This window comes from Pseudomonas sp. DSP3-2-3, assembly GCF_049898225.1.
GTDB lineage: Bacteria > Pseudomonadota > Gammaproteobacteria > Pseudomonadales > Pseudomonadaceae > Aquipseudomonas.
On sequence record NZ_JAFCXH010000019.1, the window covers coordinates 1 to 19,304 of the forward strand.

Below are 19,304 nucleotides of genomic sequence, written 5' to 3' on the forward strand. Positions count from 1 at the left end.
CAGCGCCAGTTACTGTCAAGCGGTTATTTTCTGAAGCTTTCAAAGTTTCCTCTGCAACTTCAACCACTTGCGCTTCGATCAACTTCACGTTGCTCGTGAGCGGGAGGCGAATTCTACAGCGTTACAACCTGCTGTCAACCACCTTTTTTCACCGCCTCCGATCAACTCATCGAAACCTCTTCCTCGCCAATCAACCCGGCTAACTACTTGATTACCAAGGAGTTTTCCGTTTCATCTGCTCCGGAAGAGGTGCGAATTATAGACAGATTAGAGAGACCGTCAACCGTTAATTCATGCTTTTTGCAAAAACGCTTAAAAGGGCCTGGAAAAGGCGCTTCTTCTATATATAGAAGAACTACAAAACCCCCGCCTCACGCAGCAGGCATACCTCTTCCGCCGGAAGCCCTAATACAGCCTGAAGCACTTCGGACGTATGCTCACCCAATAGAGGCGGCGCAAAGCGATACTCAACAGGCGTTTCGGAAAGTCGGATCGGGCTGGCAACTGAAGGCACGTTCCCGCCCAGCGCATGGGGCAGGCTCATCGCGAGACCCCGCGCCTGGACTTGCGGATCAGTGAACACCTGCGCAAGGTTATTGATCGGCCCACAAGGCACACCAGCCACCTCCAGCTCGCCAACCCACTGCGCGGTCGTCTTGAACACGGTCGCCTGGCGAATCAGCGGGATGAGCTGCGCCCGATTGGCCACTCGCAGCTTATTAGTAAGGAAACGCGGATCGTCCGCCCACTGCGGCTGCCCCGCAACTTCGGCAAACTTGCGGAATTGATTGTCATTGCCCACCGTCAGAATGAAATCGCCGTCCGCAGTAGGAAAATCCTGATAGGGGACAATATTAGGATGCGCATTACCCAGTCGATTTGGCGCAGCTCCCGTGGTCAGGTAGTTCATTGCCTGATTGGCTAGACATGCCACCTGCACATCCAGCAACGCCATATCGATATGCTGACCTGAGCCGCCCTGATCACGATGCGCCAAGGCAGCCAATATCGCAGTAGTCGAATACAGCCCAGTCAGAATATCCGTCAGCGCAACGCCAACTTTCACCGGCCCCGCGCCCTCTTCTCCCTCAGGCCGCCCGGTCAGGCTCATCAGCCCACCCAAGCCTTGAATCATGAAGTCATAGCCGGCGCGCCTGGCATAAGGTCCAGTTTGTCCGAAGCCAGTGATCGAGCAATAGATTAGCCGCGGATTAACTGCTTTCAGCGACTCGTAATCCAGACCGTACGCAGCCAGGCCGCCCACTTTGAAGTTCTCTATCACGATGTCAGATTTGCCAGCCAGCTCCCTCACCAGTTTCTGACCTTCAGGTCGGGTGAAGTCGATGGTGACTGACTGCTTGTTCCGATTCGCGGAAAGGTAGTACGCCGCCTCGCTGGTATTTTCGCCATCGGCATCTTTCAGAAAAGGAGGCCCCCAGGCACGTGTATCGTCGCCATTGCCCGGACGCTCTACCTTGATGACCTCGGCACCAAGGTCCGCCAGGATCTGCCCGGCCCACGGCCCAGCCAAAACCCGCGATAGATCCAACACTCTTATATGTGAAAGCGCGCCCATGATCGGCCCCTCTATTAATAGAAAGCCTGGATACCGGTTTGGGCGCGCCCGAGAATCAGCGCATGGACGTCATGCGTCCCTTCATAGGTATTAACCACTTCCAGGTTGACCAGATGGCGCGCGATGCCGAACTCGTCGGAGATCCCGTTACCGCCCAGCATGTCGCGAGCCATACGCGCGATATCCAGCGACTTGCCGCAAGAGTTGCGCTTCATGATGGAAGTGATTTCCACCGCCGCAGTGCCTTCGTCCTTCATACGACCCAGACGCAAGCAGCCTTGCAATGCCAAAGTGATTTCAGTCTGCATGTCTGCGAGCTTTTTCTGGATCAGCTGATTCGCTGCCAGCGGGCGGCCGAACTGATGGCGATCCAGCGTGTATTGCCGAGCGGTGTGCCAGCAAAATTCGGCGGCGCCCAATGCGCCCCAGGAAATACCGTAGCGAGCCGAGTTCAGACAGGTGAACGGACCTTTAAGGCCGCGCACATCCGGGAAAATGTTCTCTTCCGGCACAAACACGTTATCCATGACGATTTCGCCGGTGATGGATGCGCGCAAACCAACCTTGCCATGAATCACCGGCGCACTCAGCCCAGACCAACCCTTCTCCAGGACGAACCCGCGAATATCACCCGCGTCGTCTTTACCCCAGACCACGAAGACATCGGCAATCGGGCTGTTGGTGATCCACATCTTGCTACCCGACAACCGATAACCGCCGTCGACCTTTCTGGCACGGGTGATCATCGCGCCAGGGTCCGAACCATGATTGGGCTCGGTCAGGCCGAAACAGCCGATCCATTCGCCGGAAGCCAGCTTGGGCAGGTACTTCTGTTTTTGTGCCTCGGTGCCAAACTCATTGATCGGCACCATCACCAGCGAGGATTGCACGCTCATCATCGAACGATAGCCGGAGTCCACGCGCTCTACTTCCCGAGCGATCAATCCGTAACACACGTAATTCAGGCCGCTACCGCCGTATTCCTCGGGAATCGTTGCGCCCAGCAGGCCGATTTCACCCATCTCGCGAAAAATCGCCGGATCGGTTTGCTCATGACGAAATGCTTCGAGGACTCTGGGCGCCAGCTTGCCTTGGGCGAACTGCGCGGCGCTATCGCGAACCATGCGCTCTTCTTCAGTGAGCTGTTGATCCAGCAGCAGTGGATCGATCCAGTTGAAGCTTGCCTTGGCACCCATGAAAAAACCCTCACTCAGTCATGCAGATTTGTTGTGCATTGATCCTAGCCCCGCATCGGCCTTGCCACAAACGAGGATTTCGCAAGCTCTTGTGCTAATTTCTCACTCCGAGATTGTTCAAACCACTACATTGACTGCTGATTAGTGAGCGCTACGAACATGCGTCGCAAAATACCCAGCACCGCCGCCCTGGTCAGCTTTGAAGCCGCTGCACGTCATGAAAGCTTTACCAAGGCCGCTGACGAACTTTCGCTGACCCAAAGCGCTATTTGCCGACAGATCGGCAGCCTTGAGTCTTTCCTCGGCGTGGAGTTATTCCGACGCTCACGGCGCGGGGTGAAACTGACAGAAGCAGGCCTTTCCTACAGTCGACGCGTAGCGATGCAACTGGACGCTGTCGAGCGGGACACCTTGTCAGTCATGGGCCAGCAAGGGACAAACGTCATCGAACTGGCGGTCGTGCCGACTTTCGGCACTCAGTGGCTGCTGCCACGCCTCAAGGATTTTCAAAAACTACATCCTGAAGTGACGGTCAATCTCACCAACCGCACGCGTCCTTTTCTATTTGCAGATACCGAATTCGACGCTGCGATTTATTTTGGCGATGCCGACTGGCCGGGCACAGAGTCTTATCGTTTGATGGGCGAAAATCCCATGCCTGTGTGCAGCCCGACACTGCTGATTGGGCGAAGCGTTCTAACTCCCGACGAAATAGCCGAGCTGCCGCTCTTGCAGCAAACCACGCGCCCCTATGCGTGGCGGCAGTGGTTCGGCGGGCTTAACTTCACTGTCCCGCGCGATATGACCGGCCCGCGCTACGAACTGTTCTCGATGCTTGCTCAGGCCGCCATTCATGAAATGGGCGTTGCGCTGATACCGCCCTTCCTGATTCAGCGGGAGCTGGCAGAACGGCGCCTGGTGATTGCCAATGCTTACGCGCTATCGAGCATCAAGGCCTATTACCTGATGATTCCGGTACGAAAGGCCGAATCGGCCTCTTTACGAGCATTTCGGGACTGGCTGATAGAACAGGCAAAAGCCTACGAACTAATGAAAGCAGGGGCTTCAGCGCCTCCATAATTATGTAGCGCTACATTTTAATAACTACATATATAAACTTATGTCGCCTTGATGAAATTGCATTCCCGTCAGGAATAGCAGCTATAAAGTGCCGGAATACATGGCCTGCAGGCCTATTTGAGCCAACTTTTGTTGTTTTTCATTTTTTAAATCATCAACTTCTAAAAAATCGTCTATTTTCCCTTAAAGCCCCGTATATAAAGGGCTGTGGTCGACCGTTGCGACATTAGGTCACAGCATGACTTGTAGTTAATTTATGGTCTCATTACAGAATCTGTTGAAGAGACCGAACTTCGCCTGCAAAATGCCGCGCCCGCCCTTGTTCGGCTGGGTCGTGCTGATCGGCAGCTTAAAAGCACCGCTTTGGCGCTCTCGACTCATTGAGAACTATAAAAAGATCACGCAGGAGACTTCACGTGCATATTGGCGTTCCTCTCGAGACCCAAACGGGTGAAAAGCGGGTAGCTGCAACTCCGGAAACCATCAAGAAATTGATCGGTCATGGCCACCGCGTCACGGTGCAAAGTGGCGCGGGCGTCAACGCCAGCGTCCCGGATAGCGCTTATGAAGCGGCCGGAGCCGTGATTGGTACGCTCAGCGACGCCTTGGGCGCCGAGTTGCTGCTCAAGGTCGCAGCCCCCAACGATAGCGAGCTGTCGCATATAAAGAGCGGCGCGATCGTTGTCGGAATGCTCAACCCCTTCAACAGCGAAACCATCGGCAAGATGGCCGCGCAAGGCATCACCGCTTTCGCCCTCGAAGCCGCGCCGCGTACCTCCCGCGCACAGAGCCTCGATGTGCTGTCTTCGCAAGCCAACATCGCCGGTTACAAAGCCGTGCTGCTCGGCGCGCATCACTATCCGCGCTTCATGCCGATGCTGATGACCGCCGCCGGCACCGTAAAGGCGGCTCGTGTTCTGGTGCTGGGCGCTGGCGTGGCAGGTTTGCAGGCCATCGCCACGGCGAAACGTCTGGGCGCAGTAGTCGAGGCATCCGATGTGCGTCCTGCCGTGAAGGAGCAGATCGAATCGCTGGGCGCCAAGTTTATTGATGTGCCTTACGAAACCGACGAAGAACGCGAATGCGCGGTCGGGGTTGGCGGTTATGCGCGCCCGATGCCCGCAAGCTGGATGCAGCGCCAGGCCGTTGCGGTGCACGAGCGCGCCAAACAATCGGACATCGTCATCACCACGGCGCTTATTCCCGGTCGCAAGGCACCGGTGCTGCTCAGCGCAGAAACCGTGGCGCAGATGAAGCCCGGTTCGGTGGTCATCGACCTGGCAGCGGCGCAAGGTGGCAATTGCCCACTGACGGTTGCTGATCAAGTCGTGGTCGAGAACGGCGTGACCATCGTTGGCCACACCAACCTGCCCGCGATGGTCGCCGCTGACGCGTCAGCGCTTTACGCCCGCAACCTGCTGGATTTCATGAAGCTGCTGTTCGACAAGGACGGGCAACTGCACATCAATCTGGAAGACGACATCGTCGTCGCGTGCCTCATGTGCCGCGATGGCCAAGTCATCCGCAAGAACGGTTAAGGATAAAAATAATGGAAGAGCTGATCTCCCCAGGTATCTACAACCTGATCATCTTCGTTCTGGCGATCTACGTGGGTTATCACGTGGTCTGGAACGTTACACCCGCCTTGCACACTCCGCTCATGGCCGTGACCAACGCGATCTCGGCCATTGTGATCGTCGGCGCCATGCTGGCCGCTGCACTCACCGTTACACCGCTGGGCAAAACCATGGGCACGCTGGCCGTTGCCCTGGCCGCCGTCAATGTGTTCGGTGGCTTTCTGGTCACCCGACGCATGCTGGAGATGTTCAAGAAAAAAGCACCTAAAGCCAAGGAAGAGGTGCGCAAGCCATGAGCATGAATCTCGTCACCGTGCTGTATCTGGTCTCTGCGATCTGCTTCATTCAAGCGCTCAAGGGGCTCTCTCATCCGAACACATCCCGCCGGGGTAACCTGTTCGGCATGCTGGGCATGGGGCTGGCGGTGATTACCACCATCGGCCTGGTCTACAAACTGGCGGCGCTGTCCAACACCAGCGCTGGCATTGGTTACATCGTGATCGGCTTGCTGGTCGGCGGCACCGCTGGCTCGATCATGGCCAAGCGCGTCGAAATGACCAAGATGCCGGAACTGGTTGCCTTCATGCACAGCATGATCGGCCTGGCTGCGGTGTTCATTGCCATTGCTGCAGTGGTCGAACCGCAATCGCTGAATATTGTGCCGAACCTGGGCGATGCGATCCCGGCGGGCAATCGCCTGGAGTTGTTCCTCGGCGCAGCTATCGGCGCAGTGACCTTCTCCGGCTCGGTGATCGCGTTCGGCAAGCTTTCGGGCAAGTACAAGTTCCGCCTGTTTCAAGGCGCACCGGTACAGTTTGCGGGTCAGCACAAGCTGAATCTGATGATTGGCCTCGCCACGCTGTTTTTCGGCCTGATCTTCATGTTCACCGGCAACCTGAGCGCTTTTGCCGTGATGCTGGCTCTGGCGTTCGTGATCGGTGTACTGCTGATCATCCCGATTGGCGGCGCAGACATGCCGGTCGTGGTGTCGATGCTTAATAGCTATTCAGGCTGGGCAGCGGCGGGTATCGGCTTTTCGCTGAACAACTCGATGCTGATCATTGCCGGCTCGCTGGTGGGATCTTCCGGCGCGATCCTCTCGTACATCATGTGCAAGGCGATGAACCGTTCGTTCTTCAACGTGATCGGCGGCGGCTTCGGCGGGGCCAAGGACGTTGCCGGCCCGGCGGGTGCCACGGAAGCACGCCCGGTCAAGTCCGGTTCAGCCGACGACGCGACTTTCCTGCTGACCAATGCCGACACCGTGATCATCGTTCCCGGCTACGGCCTGGCAGTGGCGCGGGCGCAACATGCGCTTAAAGAGCTCACGGAAAAACTCACCCATCACGGCGTCACGGTGAAGTACGCGATTCACCCGGTTGCCGGACGCATGCCCGGCCACATGAACGTGCTGCTGGCCGAGGCCGAAGTGCCTTATGACCAGGTGTTCGAGATGGAGGACATCAACTCCGAGTTCGGCCAAGCCGACGTGGTGTTGGTACTGGGCGCCAACGACGTGGTCAACCCGGCGGCGAAAAACGATCCCAAGTCGCCCATCGCCGGGATGCCGATCCTGGAAGCGTTCAAGGCCAAGACCATCATCGTCAACAAGCGCTCGATGGCCAGCGGCTATGCCGGTCTGGACAACGAGTTGTTCTATCTGGATAAAACCATGATGGTGTTCGGAGACGCCAAAAAGGTGATCGAGGACATGGTGAAGGCAGTCGACAACGCGTAGCCTCTAAACGCGCTTTTCGAAGCCCCAGCACGCTAGTCGGCTGGGGCTTTTTACATTCCATGTAACAGTGTTTTGCGTTGCAACCCGCTAATTAGAGCCTCCAGATGCGACCTTGGTAGCGGGACGAAAAACGCCCAAATCACTAAACTGGGCCCTCGCTTCCACCCCCGAGATAAGAATCCAATGTACCGTGACCGTATCCGCATGCCTTCGCTCATGAGCAAGGTGATGAGCGCGGCAGATGCCGCAGCCTTGATCCAGGACGGCATGACCGTCGGCATGAGCGGCTTCACCCGTGCAGGTGAAGCCAAGGCGGTGCCCAAGGCACTGGCCGAACGTGCCAAAGATTTCCCACTCAAGATCAGCCTGATGACGGGCGCCAGCCTGGGCAACGACCTGGATAAACAGCTGACTGAAGCCGGCGTGTTGTCGCGGCGCATGCCGTTTCAGGTCGATAGCACACTGCGCAAGGCCATCAACGATGGCTCGGTCATGTTCATCGACAGCCACTTGTCCGACACCGTCGAGCAACTGCGTAATCGGCAGATCAAGGCCGTGGATCTGGCCGTGATCGAATGCGTGGCGATCACCGAGGAAGGCCATTTGGTCCTGAGCACCTCGGTGGGCAACTCCGCGAGTTTCGCCATCCTAGCCAAAGAAGTGATCGTCGAGATCAACCTCGCCCAGCCGCTGGAGCTGGAAGGCCTGCACGACATCTATATACCCAGCTACCGCCCGACCCGCTTGCCGATTCCGGTACTCAACGCCGATACGCGAATTGGCAACACCGCCGTGCAGATCGACCCGGCGAAAATCGTCGGCATTGTCATCAGCAATCAGGCCGATTCGCCTTCCACAGTGCTGCCGCCGGACACCGACACCCAGGCCATCGCCAATCACCTGGTCGAGTTCTTCAAGAAAGAAGTGCGCGAAGACCGGCTGACCAACACGCTCATGCCGCTGCAGGCCGGGATCGGCACCATCGCCAACGCGGTGATGCATGGCCTGGTTGATTCGCCGTTCCACGACATGACCATGTATTCCGAAGTCTTGCAGGATTCAACATTCGAACTGTTTGACGCAGGCAAACTCAGTTTCGCCTCCGGCAGCTCGATGACCTTGTCGGCGAGCAAACACGCTGAAGTCTTCGCTGACTTCAACCGCTACAAGTCGCGACTGGTGCTGCGTCCTCAGGAAATATCCAATCACCCGGAAATCATCCGCCGCCTCGGCATCATTGGCATCAACACCGCCCTTGAGTTCGATCTGTACGGCAACGTCAACTCCACTCACGTGTGCGGCACACGCATGATGAACGGCATAGGCGGCTCCGGCGATTTCTCGCGAAACGCGCACCTGGCGATTTTCGTCACCAAGTCGATTGCCAAAGGCGGCGCTATTTCCAGCGTCGTGCCCATGGTTAGTCATGTGGATCACACCGAGCACGACGTGGACATTCTGGTTACCGAGCAAGGCCTGGCCGATCTGCGTGGCCTCGCACCTCGGGAACGCGCCCGGGTAATTATCGACAACTGTGTGCACCCAGCCTATCGCGACGCGCTCAACGCCTACTTCGAAGCCGCTTGCGCCAAAGGCGGACACACCCCGCATGTGCTGCGCGAAGCACTAAGTTGGCACTTCAGGCTGGATGAAACCGGAAGCATGCTGCCGGCCTGATACAAACAGTTGCGAGTGAGCTATACAATTTCTCGCCCGCCCGCAAACTGAAATCGCCATAACCGGCAAAACTGTACTTCTGTACCGGTCATTTCCAAGCCCTAAAACGTCAATTTCACTGCTTTAGCGCACAAAACGCACCACTTAGGTGCAGACCGGTACAGTTGCCCCATTTATGAACAAAACAGTGCCTTTAAACAGTTAACTGAACCCTCACAATACAAGTGAACTGTGTCTACAGAGACTGGCCAACTGAGAGGAAGATTGGCACCAGTCAAGCCACTATCTAAACCCGCCACAAGCGGAAGGAAGTCACACCATGGAACGTACAGTCAGTTCCGACATGTTCTACGAAAACACCGCTACTACCGCTCAAGCTGCATGGCCAATGCGCGCATTCGCTAACCTGATGCTCTGGCAGCGTCGCCTTTCCAGCCGCCACCAATTGGCTCGCCTGGATTCGCGTTTGCTGGCTGATGCTGGTATCAGCGAATCGCAACGTTACGAAGAGCTGAGCAAGCCGTTCTGGCGCTGATTTAGCGCACGCTGGTCCCTGACCTTCCAGGTCTCTCACCAGCAACCCGAATTGCTACATACAAGACCCGTCGCAGGCAACTGCCGACGGGTTTTGTCATTTCAGCATCTGTGATTTCGCCTGGGCAAATGGCACACGCAGAACCAGTCGACGCCATCGGGGACAAGTCCCCTCCTACCGAAACAGGTACAGTTTTAGCTAATCAAATAACTACCTGTACAGTTTTGCCACGGTCACCGGTTATCCGCCGCGATGGCACAGGTGCGATTGCTGGGATAGGCTTAATGGTTATTACGGCCACGCCTGATGAGACAAACTCCCTGGCTTGGCCTTGTTCGGACCAAAAAACACCCGCGTTTCCTTACTAATGGAGTTTCACCATGTCCCGCCTACGTTTGCTCAGCGCTGTAGTCCTGCTGGCCGCCGCAACGAGCGCCAGCGCTTCCAGCTTTGTCGTCACTACGGATGCGGTCGTGCGTGCAGTGGATGCTTCCACCAACGCCACATCGAACATTTCGTCCTCTTTCAAGGATGACAAAATCGTGCGCGCTGCTCGCGACGACGCGGCAAGCTTCGTTGCCAGTGCCGGCGAGATCCGTGGCGTTCAGCTGGAAGGCGCCTTCCAGCACATCCGTCAATTGGCCCCACAGCTGGACGCTACCGATGCTCAGCTGGCTCAAGCCATCCTGACCATCTGATTGACCTGGGCGGCAGTCGACACTGCGTCGTCGATCTGCCGGGCTGGCTCTGGAACGGGCATTGCGCTAGCCTTGCGCCTCGTTTTGCCAGTTCTCGAGACCATGCGTTTACTGCCACTCCTATTGCTGACGCCCTTGGCGACCCTGATTTGGGCCGCCCAGGCCCAGGCGTTCGATATGACCACGCAAAGTCTGGTGATCAGTGGTTATGCCACCAGCCAGGTGACGACCGGCCCGTTCGATAACAAGCTGATAATTGCCGCCCAGGATGACGCTGCAGTGTTTATCGCCACTGATGGCCAACTGCGAGGAGCACAGCTTGAGTCGGCGCTGCTGTATTTGCGTCAGGCCCAGCCAAAACTTCGTGCCAGCGACCTTGAACTGGCGCAGGCAATCCTCGTCCAATAACCGCTTTCTACTCTTCTGCATTTTTTTGGAGACGTTTCATGCGTACCCCGCTGATTGCCGCCACCTTGGGCCTGCTGTTGCTGGCCAACGTTGCCCAGGCTGAAACCGTCGTACAGACCAGTCACATCATTGTTAACGCGTTTGCCCGCACCATCGACTTCACGTCGGACACCACCACCTCGGTGCGCGATTCCAAACTTGTCGTCCAAGCCAAGGACGACGCAGCCAGCTATGTCGCCAGCCGTGGCGATATCCGTGGCGCACAACTCGAAGCCGCCTTCGACATGCTGCGCACCCGCGTTCCCGAAGCCCGCAATGCCAGCGACCAAGCCCTCGCCGAAGCCATCCTCGCACTGTGAGGCACCTGGGTGCCTGGCTGTTGGCGTGCGCACTGGCGCTGACCGCCACGAGCGCCTTCGCCAGCCTGAGCCTGTCGCTGACAACCGACGGGCTTGACGCTGCGCAACAGCAAGCGACCCAGACGCTGCTTGACGAAGCGCTGCTCGCGCTGCCGCCGAGTTTTGTCCGCGACCTGGATCGGCGCGTTGAAGTGCGCTGGTCCGCCGACATGCCGGCCAACGCCTATGGCCAGGCGTCCGGGCCTTATCGATTGGACCTCAACAGCAGTCTGCTGGCCGGCCTTACTGACGGCTCGGCGGCCACCGCGAAAACCAATCGCCCCCACGGCACCGTGCGCAACGAAATGCTCGCGACCGTGCTGCATGAACTGACTCACGTTTATGATCGCGCCCGACTCTGGCAAGCGCCGCAACGCTCGCTGATTATCAAGTGCTCGCGACGCAGCAACACCTTGGGCAAAGTCGGCTTGCCGGAAGACTGCCGGGGCGAAACCGATCGGCGCTTCACCCTCAGCGACGACCCGCGCCTGCTGGACCTTGCCGGCTGGCCGCAATACGTCGGCCGTCGAGGCGAGCGTGAACAGCACAATGGACAGGTCGCGCGCAGCCCGGACATCTACGAAATCACCAGTCCGCTGGAATTCGTCGCGGTCAACATGGAGTATTTCCTGCTTGATCCGGCCTACGCCTGCCGCCGCCCGGCGCTGTATGACTATTACAAGCAGCACTTCGGCTGGGCACCCAAGGCGAAAGACGCTTGCCCGACGTTCTACCCCTACCTGAACGCCGGCAGCGACTTCGGTCGCCAGCCGCTGGGCAAGCTCGATCCCGAGCGCGTCTACGAGGTCGACTACCTGCTGGCCGAAGCCAACCAGAACATGATGAGCCGCTGGGGCCACAGCATGCTGCGTCTGGTGATCTGCAAACCCGGTCGCCCGCGCGGGCCCGACTGCCGACTGGATCTGGACCAGCATCTGGTGTTGTCCTATCGAGCTTTCGTCGGCGACGTGCAGTTGTCGAGCTGGGATGGTTTGATGGGCGCTTATCCATCACGGCTGTTCGTCCTGCCGCTGGGCCAGGTCATCGACGAATACACCAAGACCGAACTGCGCAGCCTGGCCTCGGTGCCACTCAAGTTGTCCCGCCCGGAAATCGAAGGACTGGTGCAACACGCGGCAGAAATGCACTGGAGCTACGACGGCAATTACTTCTTCATCTCCAATAACTGCGCCGTGGAAAACCTCAAACTGTTGCGCAGCGGCACCAATAATCCACAGCTTGGCGATCTGGACAGCATCCTGCCCAACGGCTTGCTGGAAGTGTTGAAGGGTCGCGGACTGGCTGACACCAGCGTGCTGGACGATCCCAAGGAAGCCTTGCGCCGGGGCTATCGATTTGACTCCTACCGTGACCGCTATCAAGCGATGTTCGAAGTCGTGCGCAAGCGCCTGCCTATCAAGCAGACCACGGTCGAAGACTGGCTTTCGCTACCCGCTCAGGAGCGCAAGCCATGGTTCGCCAAAGCCGACCTGCAGAGCAGCGCGGCGATGCTGCTGCTTGAACAAGCCAGCCTGCGTCGGCAATTGCTGACCGCTCAGGATGAGGTGAAGCAACGCTACCTGAGCGCGCGCGAACAAAAAGACGGCAGCGTCTCCAAAGCCACCCAGACGCTTCAGGAAATTCTCGCCAGCAGTGGCTTCCTGAGTCGACCGGCCGAACTGCTGGACAGTGGCGGCTATGGCTTGCCGCAAGCAGCGGAATGGAAACGCCTGGAAGATGAAAGCGGCCAGCGCCAGAAGCAACTCCAGCGCCTGAGCGGTGACCTCGACAAAGAAGTCCGCGCGTTGCTAGAGCCCGAACGCGCCGCCGAAATCGCCGCCAACGAAGCCAACCTCAAACAACTGGGCGAGCACCTGCGGGCACTGCATAAAGCGGCGGGCGGGCTGGAGTTGCCTTGATTCAGCCGTCTCAGTCGACCTTCTTCTTTTTCGGCTTCAGGTACTTCATCAAGCCCTGAAACCAGATCACCAGACCGGGATTGCCCTTGATCTGGATATCCTGATCCTGAATACCCTTCATGAATGCCAACTGCTTGTTCCTGGCCTGCATCGTGGCAAACCCGAAAGCGGCATCCTTGAAACAAATGGCGAACGCTGGTTCAGCAACGGCACCGGCACGACTGGTGATGCGCTGGTCACTGACCACGAAATGCCGCGCCACCTTGCCATCGAAGGTTTGCAGCTGAAAAGTCAGCGCCTTGCCGGCTAACTGTTGTTGAAACGCAGGATTGCTGCGACTGGCCCGAGACATCAAAAGGCCGAGCATCCAGAGTAGAAAACGAAACTTCATGACACTGCCTCGGTAGAGAATTCCGGTCGGAGCAACCGGCGCAGCAGTGTAGCGGTTCGCATGATGCACTTCAGCAGGAAAATGATTCCTGTTCGGCGAAGATAGCGACAATACCGTGACTGATCGGTCACTATTTTCCTCGACAAGCAAAGCGCCAAGCTGAGAAAGAATGGCGCTTGCCGGGGGTTCAACGGATCAAACAGGAATCAGCGAATGCTGCTGATGCTGCCTTTGTTGCCAGTAACCTTGACGTCGACCTTCTTGAAGATGAAGTAGTCTTTGATGTTCACTTCATAACGAGGTGCAACGATCAGGTCAGCACCCGAAGACTTCACAGCCTTGTAGGCCGCAGCTGCCTTGGCCTGTGCCACAGGATCAGGGATTGGCAGACCCAGGCCGCCCAATGCGCCGCCACCACCGCCGCCAGCGCCATACACCACGCCGTCCGCGAATTGAGTGTCGCCACCAAAGGCAAAGAAGTTGAACAGGATATTGGTCGACGATTGACCACTGATGGATTCGCCAACCTTGACGTCTGCTTTCAGATCACTTTTGACAACGCCTTCCAACGGCGCACTTGGCTGACTCATGTTGTAGCTGACGCAGCCGCTGGTGGTCGCAATCAAGGTCGCAATCGCAGCAGACATCCATAGCTTTTTCATAACACTTTCCTGGGTAGTTTTTTAGGGGTTATCAACAGCGGCGGAACTTTAAGGGAATAAGAAATTTTAAAAAGTCGGAAAATTCCTAGGATTACGTAGTCCCCAATACTTAGTTGTAGGGAAATTTCGGACACAGCAATACCCGGACAAAACTTGAAAAGTCCTGACATAAAGTAGGAAAAATATTGCCAGGACGTAGTTGATTGACAGACGAAGTGCCGGGGTCGTCGATCAGAACTGCATGCGGCCGATGGGCACGGTGCTGAACGCATCGCGCAGTTCGCGGGCGGTGATGGTTCGGATGTCTGCATCCAGCGCCAACGCCAGACGTAGGGCGGGCCAGAAGCGAATGGGGAGATTGGCAGGAGGACGCAGCCGGGCCCAAAGCCGTTCCGCTTTGGCCTGAGTCGATAGCATCTGCGGGAAGGGATGTTTGCCGCACGCCAGTTCATAAAGAACACAGCCCATGGCAAACACATCCGTGCGAGTAGATAGCGGAGCCCCCTCAAGCAGCTCCGGGGCGGCATAGCCCGGCGTCCAGGCCTTGAAACGCTCACGGCTCAATTTGGGCAGTCCAGGCAAGACGCCCTCCAACGCCCGCCCCAACCCGAAGTCAAAGATTCGCGGGCCGTCATCCGTAAGCATCAGATTGCCTGGCTTCAAGTCTCCGTGCAGCACGCCACGTTCGTGGGAATAGGCGAGTGCATCTAGTAATGGCACAGCAACGCGTTGCAATTCGCCGACGCAAAATCCGGCTAGCCGCTCAATCAGCAGCTTGTCCAGCCCGATACCCCGCATCAATTCCTGGGTAACAAAAGCTCTTTGGCACTCCGGTTCGACCTCGAATGCATGCAGGCGGATCACATTGGGATGGCGCAAATGCCGCGTCAGGGCAAATTCGCTGTACAGCAATACGTCCGCATCCGGTGCGTCGACAAATTCATCGCTGAGCAGCTTCACCGCCAGGTAAGGGTCCGGCTCGCCGTGCTGCTCATGGACCAGATCCCTGGCGCGATACACCACGCCCATGCCACCAGCGCCCAGCACGTCCTCCAGTTGATAGCGCCCGCAGAGTATCTGCGGTAAATCAGCCAACAGCGCTTTGGACGATGCCGGCAAAGGCTGCGCCGAGCCCAGCCCTCCGGCTAAAGCAAAACAGGTCAACTGGCCAGCCTGATCCTCACTGCCGACGAGGGCCTTGGGCTCGCTCATGGCCGAATCACCACCGCAGTCAGATTGTCGCTGGCCGGGCCGAGCAAAGCGCGTTCGAATAACAGGTCCAATGCCAGGCCGGAAGAATTCATGCTCAGCGCGTCGCTCAACGCATGGGGCCCGAGCGCTTGATAAAGCCCGTCGGAGCACAGCAGGAACACATCGTCTCGCTGCAGATCGAGTTCGATCACATCCAGGCGAAGTGAATCATCGGCACCAACGGCGCGGGTCAAGGCATGAGCGGCCGGATGCTGCGTGGCCTGATCCAGGGTCAACCGCTTGCTGTCCATCAGATGCTGCAACATCGAGTGATCGCGTGAAAGTTGGTAGAGCCGGTGATCTCGCCATAGGTAACACCGGCTATCTCCAGCCCACAAACAGGCAGCACGCTTGCCCTCGACCAACAGCGCGACCACCGTGCTGCCGATGGTTGAGTCCTGTCCGGGAATGACGGTCATTTCCCGGCCAAGACGCCGATTGACCCATTGCAGGCACTGACGCACCGCATCCAGTCGCTCGTCAAGACAACCCAGCCAGTCCAGCCCGGCAAGACTGCTCACGATCAACTGGCTGGCGATATCTCCGCCTCGGTGACCGCCCATGCCATCGGCGACCACCCAGAGACCACGGTCGGGGCAGTCGAGAAATGCATCTTCATTGCGCGTCCTGACCTTACCCTGATCAGTTCGCGCCATGCTTCGGTGAGCGCGTAGGTAAGTCATCAAAGCTGTCCCGGCAACCGGAAACGCCGGACGGCGCTCAGATCAAAGGGGTTCGGTGAACGCTGACTGGTGAGCAGATAGTTGGCCCGCAAGCCACCGACGTTGGCCTTCAGAATCATGACGTCGCGCCCTCGCAAATATTCGGTCTGCATCAGATCGAACAGTCGGAACAGCGACCAGGGCCCGGTATTTTCTTCCAGCCCCAAAGCTCGACCGGCGATTTTCTCCAGTACCAGACTGGTGCGACCATCGTCTGCGTCAGTAGGCCATTTGAAGGAGGCCGGGACGACCGGACCATGGCGATATTCCATCTGCTGGTGCCCCAATCGAAACTCGGCACGGCTGACACTCGGGTCCAGCGTGTACGGCTCAAGCTTGAACAGAATCTGCGGCTCGTTCGGGTTCTCGGCAAAGAAGCTGCGACGTATTACGCTTGCATGTGACATCTGCTCCAGAAACACCCGTGACATCGGCAGCGTCCGTCCATCAACGCTGCGCAGGCGGTAACTGCCGGGGTCACCACTGACGAAGGGACGCATCAAGGTGTCGAAAAACTTGTCCGCGACACCCTGAGCCCGGAAGAACTCGCGGAAGTCATTGAGCGCCACATCGCTGGTGCTGTGAGCGTTGAACGGATAACGCTTGTCGATGGCCTTGCCGTAGAAACTGTACAGCTCGTTCTGGTAACGCTGATTGAGGTATTGATACGCGTCGCCTAGCACCATCGACCACGTGTCATCGGCAACTGCGCTGAACCAACCGTTGACCGGCTGCGGCAAGCGCGCGGATGTATTGCGCAAAGCGCTCAACACATCACGCTGACCTCCCATGCGCGCCTTGGCCAACTCATAGGCGCTTTGATCCTGCTGACTGGAACGCGCCAGACTCGACAGCTGCAACTGCAGCTCATTGAGCGCTTGAAACGCCGGGGCCAGATCGGCAGCCGGGCCATTGCTGTCATCGAGCAATCGATGCAAAGGCTCAAAACGACGTTGCATCGACTTCTTGGCGGTGTCGGGCAGGTTCTTGGCCAAGGCATCCTTGGCCTGTTCGGCGGCAGCGGCGGCGACTTTACCGAGTGCGCCAGCCTTGGCAGGCTCGGCAGGCGTAAGCGCCTCGACACTTTCAGCGGTGGCCTGGAAGCGGGTGTGATCCCGCACCTCCATGAGCAACTGCAACAACGGTGAACTGGCGGCGGTCAGACTCGCCACCTGATCGGCACCGTCGGCGGCAAAGGTAAACGACTGCAATCGCACCCGACCGACCGCCTCACTCCAATGATTGGAATAATCCCGGAAATAGAACTGTTCAAGCTCGACCATCAAACGACGCAGATCCATGCCGCTGATCTCGGTCCCCTCCCCCAGAACCCAGTTATCGCGCAGGATGCCAGTCACCAGCGCGGGGCCTTTCACCACGAAGTTCTGCTGATAACCGCGTTGGGTATAGAAGCCCGGAATAGCGTAATCAGTCCCGGTAAATATCGAACCTTGCGGCCCGAGATGCTGATTCAGGCGATACTGCGGCAAGTCCTGAGCCTGATCACGCAGCGCGCGATAAACCACGGTCGCCAGCGACTCACTGCGCAATACCTGACGCGCCTGCGAGACCAGCTCGGTGTTCAGCGAATGGCTGAACGGGCGATTGAGCAGGCGCTGCAAATGTTCGTTGAGACTATTTTGTGCCACTGTGTTTCCGCTGAAACGCACAGACCAATCCGCTGCAACCCACTCCTTGAGCCATGCCGCATCCCGGCGCTCCTGAAGGCTAAGCATCAGATAAGCGCGCAGGCTGCCTGTTAGCTGTTCGCGATCCTGAAGGTTCGAGCGAATCTGCACCTCCAGAAGGCGGGCAACCCGCGGTAATAACAGAGTTTCCAGTTCGCCCCGGTAAGCCGCATCCAGCACGAGGTTACTGGGCTCACCCTGATACAGGCCGTTGCGCTCATGCAAACCGATCTGCTGCTTGTCAGGGAATACATTGCTGGCTTGATAGCTCAAGTCCAGAGCCTTGAGCGCCGCCAGCTCATCATCCTGCGACCTCAGCGCCGAGCGCTCCTGGGTCAGCTGTCTGGCCAGGTCGCGCAAACTCTCAAGCCGCTGATGGTTCGCCGAAAAGCCACTCGCCCAGGCCAGTGCGAACAGGCTTAAAGCCGCTAGCGACCCACCGTACAGAACACGATGTCGCCAGTGGATGCGGTGCGCCTCACGCTTGTCGAGTCCGGCCAGTTCGGCCTCAGGAAAGATCACGCGAGCCAACAGATTATTGATGAACAAGGCGCGCCCGCTACGCAGGGTCGGCAATACGCTGCTTGCCATGCCGGAACTTGCGCCGATGGCGGCGGTGTCCTTGTTCAACTTATTGGCAAGGTGAGGCGCGCTGGTCAGGTAAAACCCGCGCAATTGGCTGCAGCGCTGATAGCGGCTGCCGGTGAAGGCCATGTCAACGAACAGGCAAAGCCGTTCGCCAACCATCCCGAGGCGATTGGGAAACTCCAGAATCAAACCTCGGCGTTTGACATCCCGATCAAGATGCATTCGGCTGACCACCTGCTTGTTCAGGCGTTGCAACAGAGCGTCGAACGCGGCGCGCAGGATGACCGCGTCAGTTCCGTTCTGACCCTTGCGAAAAGTCGCCCCTAATACTTGCTCGGTCTCTTCGCGGGAAAGTTGATCAAAAAACGTGCTGAAACCAGGCAGCTCGTCCGCTTTGCTCAACACCAGATAGATCGGAACATCCACATGCAACCGTTGATGGATTTCCTGCAGACGCGAACGCACCTGACGGGCCAGGTTTTCCAGTTCGTCCTCGGAGCCGCCCAGGGTTTCGATGTCCACCGACACCAGAATCCCATTGAGCGGGCGATTGCGGCGGCGCGTACGCAGCAAGCCAAGCAGCGTTGACCACGACGCTCTATCGACTTCTTCTTTTTGAGACAGATATCGGCCAGCCGTGTCGATCAGCACCGCGTTATTGGCGAAGTACCAATCGCACTGACGCGTGCCTTGAGTATCGCGGGTCAGCTTGCGTTCTATTTTATTGAGCGGGAAATCCAGCCCGGAAAAATCCAGCAGACTGGTCTTGCCTGTTCCAGTTGGCCCAATGACCAGATACCAGGGCAATTCATCGCGCCAGCGTTCACTGCGACCACGGTACAGGCTTGAGGTTTTCAGGGTATGCACCGCCTCGGCAAACCGGCCGTGCAGCTCTTTCTGTTCATCGGCTATTTTCTCGGCATTCTGCAAGCGCTCCTGCCCGACGGCACTTTCCTCTTCCCGTTGCTTGCGAACATTGCCACGCCAACTGACGAACACCATCAGCAGCGCCCACAGCAACAGCACCACGCAGATGCTCAGCAGCCGGGTAGCAGAATCCTCCCAGAGTCGATGATCCGAAATCGCAACCAGCGGCCCGACACACCAGATCAATAGTGCAACCGACAACACCAGAAGCAACGACCAGACCCAGGTTTTGCGCAGCGCAGCGGCCAGCTTCTTAAAAAAATCTTTCATGAC

The 19,304-nt window shown here is 57.8% G+C and carries 17 protein-coding genes; 10 read left to right on the top strand and 7 right to left on the bottom strand.

What is annotated here, in order from left to right; genetic code table 11:
* Positions 1-355: 355 nt before the first annotated feature.
* Complete coding sequence (locus tag ACP7E4_RS20460) at positions 356-1,579, bottom strand: CaiB/BaiF CoA transferase family protein (RefSeq protein ID WP_426118258.1); 1,224 nt, start codon at positions 1,577-1,579, stop codon at positions 356-358.
* A gap of 11 nt (positions 1,580-1,590) precedes the next feature.
* Entirely contained in the window at positions 1,591-2,772 is a 1,182-nt protein-coding gene (locus tag ACP7E4_RS20465) for an acyl-CoA dehydrogenase (protein WP_065833841.1), read from the bottom strand.
* 159 nt (positions 2,773-2,931) lie between these two features.
* Between ACP7E4_RS20465 and ACP7E4_RS20470 the strand changes: the two genes are divergently transcribed.
* The 10 genes from ACP7E4_RS20470 (at position 2,932) to ACP7E4_RS20515 (ending at position 12,802) form a co-directional block, all read left to right on the top strand.
* On the top strand, positions 2,932-3,852 hold the full coding sequence (locus ACP7E4_RS20470; RefSeq protein ID WP_426118252.1) for a LysR family transcriptional regulator: 921 nt from the start codon (positions 2,932-2,934) through the stop codon (positions 3,850-3,852).
* Positions 3,853-4,268: 416 nt separating this feature from the next.
* On the top strand, positions 4,269-5,390 hold the full coding sequence (locus ACP7E4_RS20475; protein WP_426118250.1) for a Re/Si-specific NAD(P)(+) transhydrogenase subunit alpha: 1,122 nt from the start codon (positions 4,269-4,271) through the stop codon (positions 5,388-5,390).
* A gap of 11 nt (positions 5,391-5,401) precedes the next feature.
* Complete coding sequence (locus ACP7E4_RS20480) at positions 5,402-5,725, top strand: NAD(P) transhydrogenase subunit alpha (protein ID WP_003438157.1); 324 nt, start codon at positions 5,402-5,404, stop codon at positions 5,723-5,725.
* A complete protein-coding gene (locus ACP7E4_RS20485; protein ID WP_426118248.1) occupies positions 5,722-7,167 on the top strand; it encodes an NAD(P)(+) transhydrogenase (Re/Si-specific) subunit beta in 1,446 nt (481 codons plus the stop codon). Before ACP7E4_RS20480 ends, ACP7E4_RS20485 begins: the two co-directional genes overlap by 4 nt.
* Before the next feature lie 183 nt (positions 7,168-7,350).
* On the top strand, positions 7,351-8,844 hold the full coding sequence (locus ACP7E4_RS20490) for an acetyl-CoA hydrolase/transferase family protein (RefSeq protein ID WP_426118246.1): 1,494 nt from the start codon (positions 7,351-7,353) through the stop codon (positions 8,842-8,844).
* A 319-nt stretch (positions 8,845-9,163) separates the two neighbouring features.
* On the top strand, positions 9,164-9,379 hold the full coding sequence (locus ACP7E4_RS20495) for a DUF1127 domain-containing protein (RefSeq protein ID WP_020291569.1): 216 nt from the start codon (positions 9,164-9,166) through the stop codon (positions 9,377-9,379).
* 380 nt (positions 9,380-9,759) lie between these two features.
* On the top strand, positions 9,760-10,077 hold the full coding sequence (locus tag ACP7E4_RS20500; protein WP_020291570.1) for a DUF2388 domain-containing protein: 318 nt from the start codon (positions 9,760-9,762) through the stop codon (positions 10,075-10,077).
* A 102-nt stretch (positions 10,078-10,179) separates the two neighbouring features.
* Positions 10,180-10,485, top strand: a complete 306-nt coding sequence (locus ACP7E4_RS20505; protein WP_426118244.1) for a DUF2388 domain-containing protein — start codon at positions 10,180-10,182, stop codon at positions 10,483-10,485.
* A 38-nt stretch (positions 10,486-10,523) separates the two neighbouring features.
* Positions 10,524-10,844, top strand: coding sequence for a DUF2388 domain-containing protein (locus ACP7E4_RS20510; RefSeq protein ID WP_426118242.1), 321 nt, complete (start codon positions 10,524-10,526; stop codon positions 10,842-10,844).
* Complete coding sequence (locus ACP7E4_RS20515; RefSeq protein ID WP_426118240.1) at positions 10,841-12,802, top strand: DUF4105 domain-containing protein; 1,962 nt, start codon at positions 10,841-10,843, stop codon at positions 12,800-12,802. The genes ACP7E4_RS20510 and ACP7E4_RS20515 overlap by 4 nt, the downstream gene beginning before the upstream one ends.
* 10 nt (positions 12,803-12,812) lie before the next feature.
* On the opposite strand, the gene ACP7E4_RS20520 is transcribed toward ACP7E4_RS20515, so the two are convergent.
* The 5 genes from ACP7E4_RS20520 to tssM form a co-directional block, all read right to left on the bottom strand.
* Positions 12,813-13,193, bottom strand: a complete 381-nt coding sequence (locus ACP7E4_RS20520) for an SCP2 sterol-binding domain-containing protein (protein ID WP_426118238.1) — start codon at positions 13,191-13,193, stop codon at positions 12,813-12,815.
* A gap of 206 nt (positions 13,194-13,399) precedes the next feature.
* Entirely contained in the window at positions 13,400-13,855 is a 456-nt protein-coding gene (locus tag ACP7E4_RS20525; protein ID WP_047577457.1) for a hypothetical protein, read from the bottom strand.
* 231 nt (positions 13,856-14,086) lie between these two features.
* A complete protein-coding gene (locus ACP7E4_RS20530; RefSeq protein ID WP_426118236.1) occupies positions 14,087-15,067 on the bottom strand; it encodes a serine/threonine-protein kinase in 981 nt (326 codons plus the stop codon).
* A complete protein-coding gene (locus tag ACP7E4_RS20535; protein WP_426118234.1) occupies positions 15,064-15,789 on the bottom strand; it encodes a PP2C family protein-serine/threonine phosphatase in 726 nt (241 codons plus the stop codon). The genes ACP7E4_RS20530 and ACP7E4_RS20535 overlap by 4 nt, the downstream gene beginning before the upstream one ends.
* The gene (gene tssM / locus ACP7E4_RS20540) at positions 15,789-19,301 is read right to left on the bottom strand and encodes a type VI secretion system membrane subunit TssM (RefSeq protein WP_426118232.1); all 3,513 of its coding nucleotides are present in this window, start codon (positions 19,299-19,301) and stop codon (positions 15,789-15,791) included. Before tssM ends, ACP7E4_RS20535 begins: the two co-directional genes overlap by 1 nt.
* Positions 19,302-19,304 lie beyond the last annotated feature (3 nt).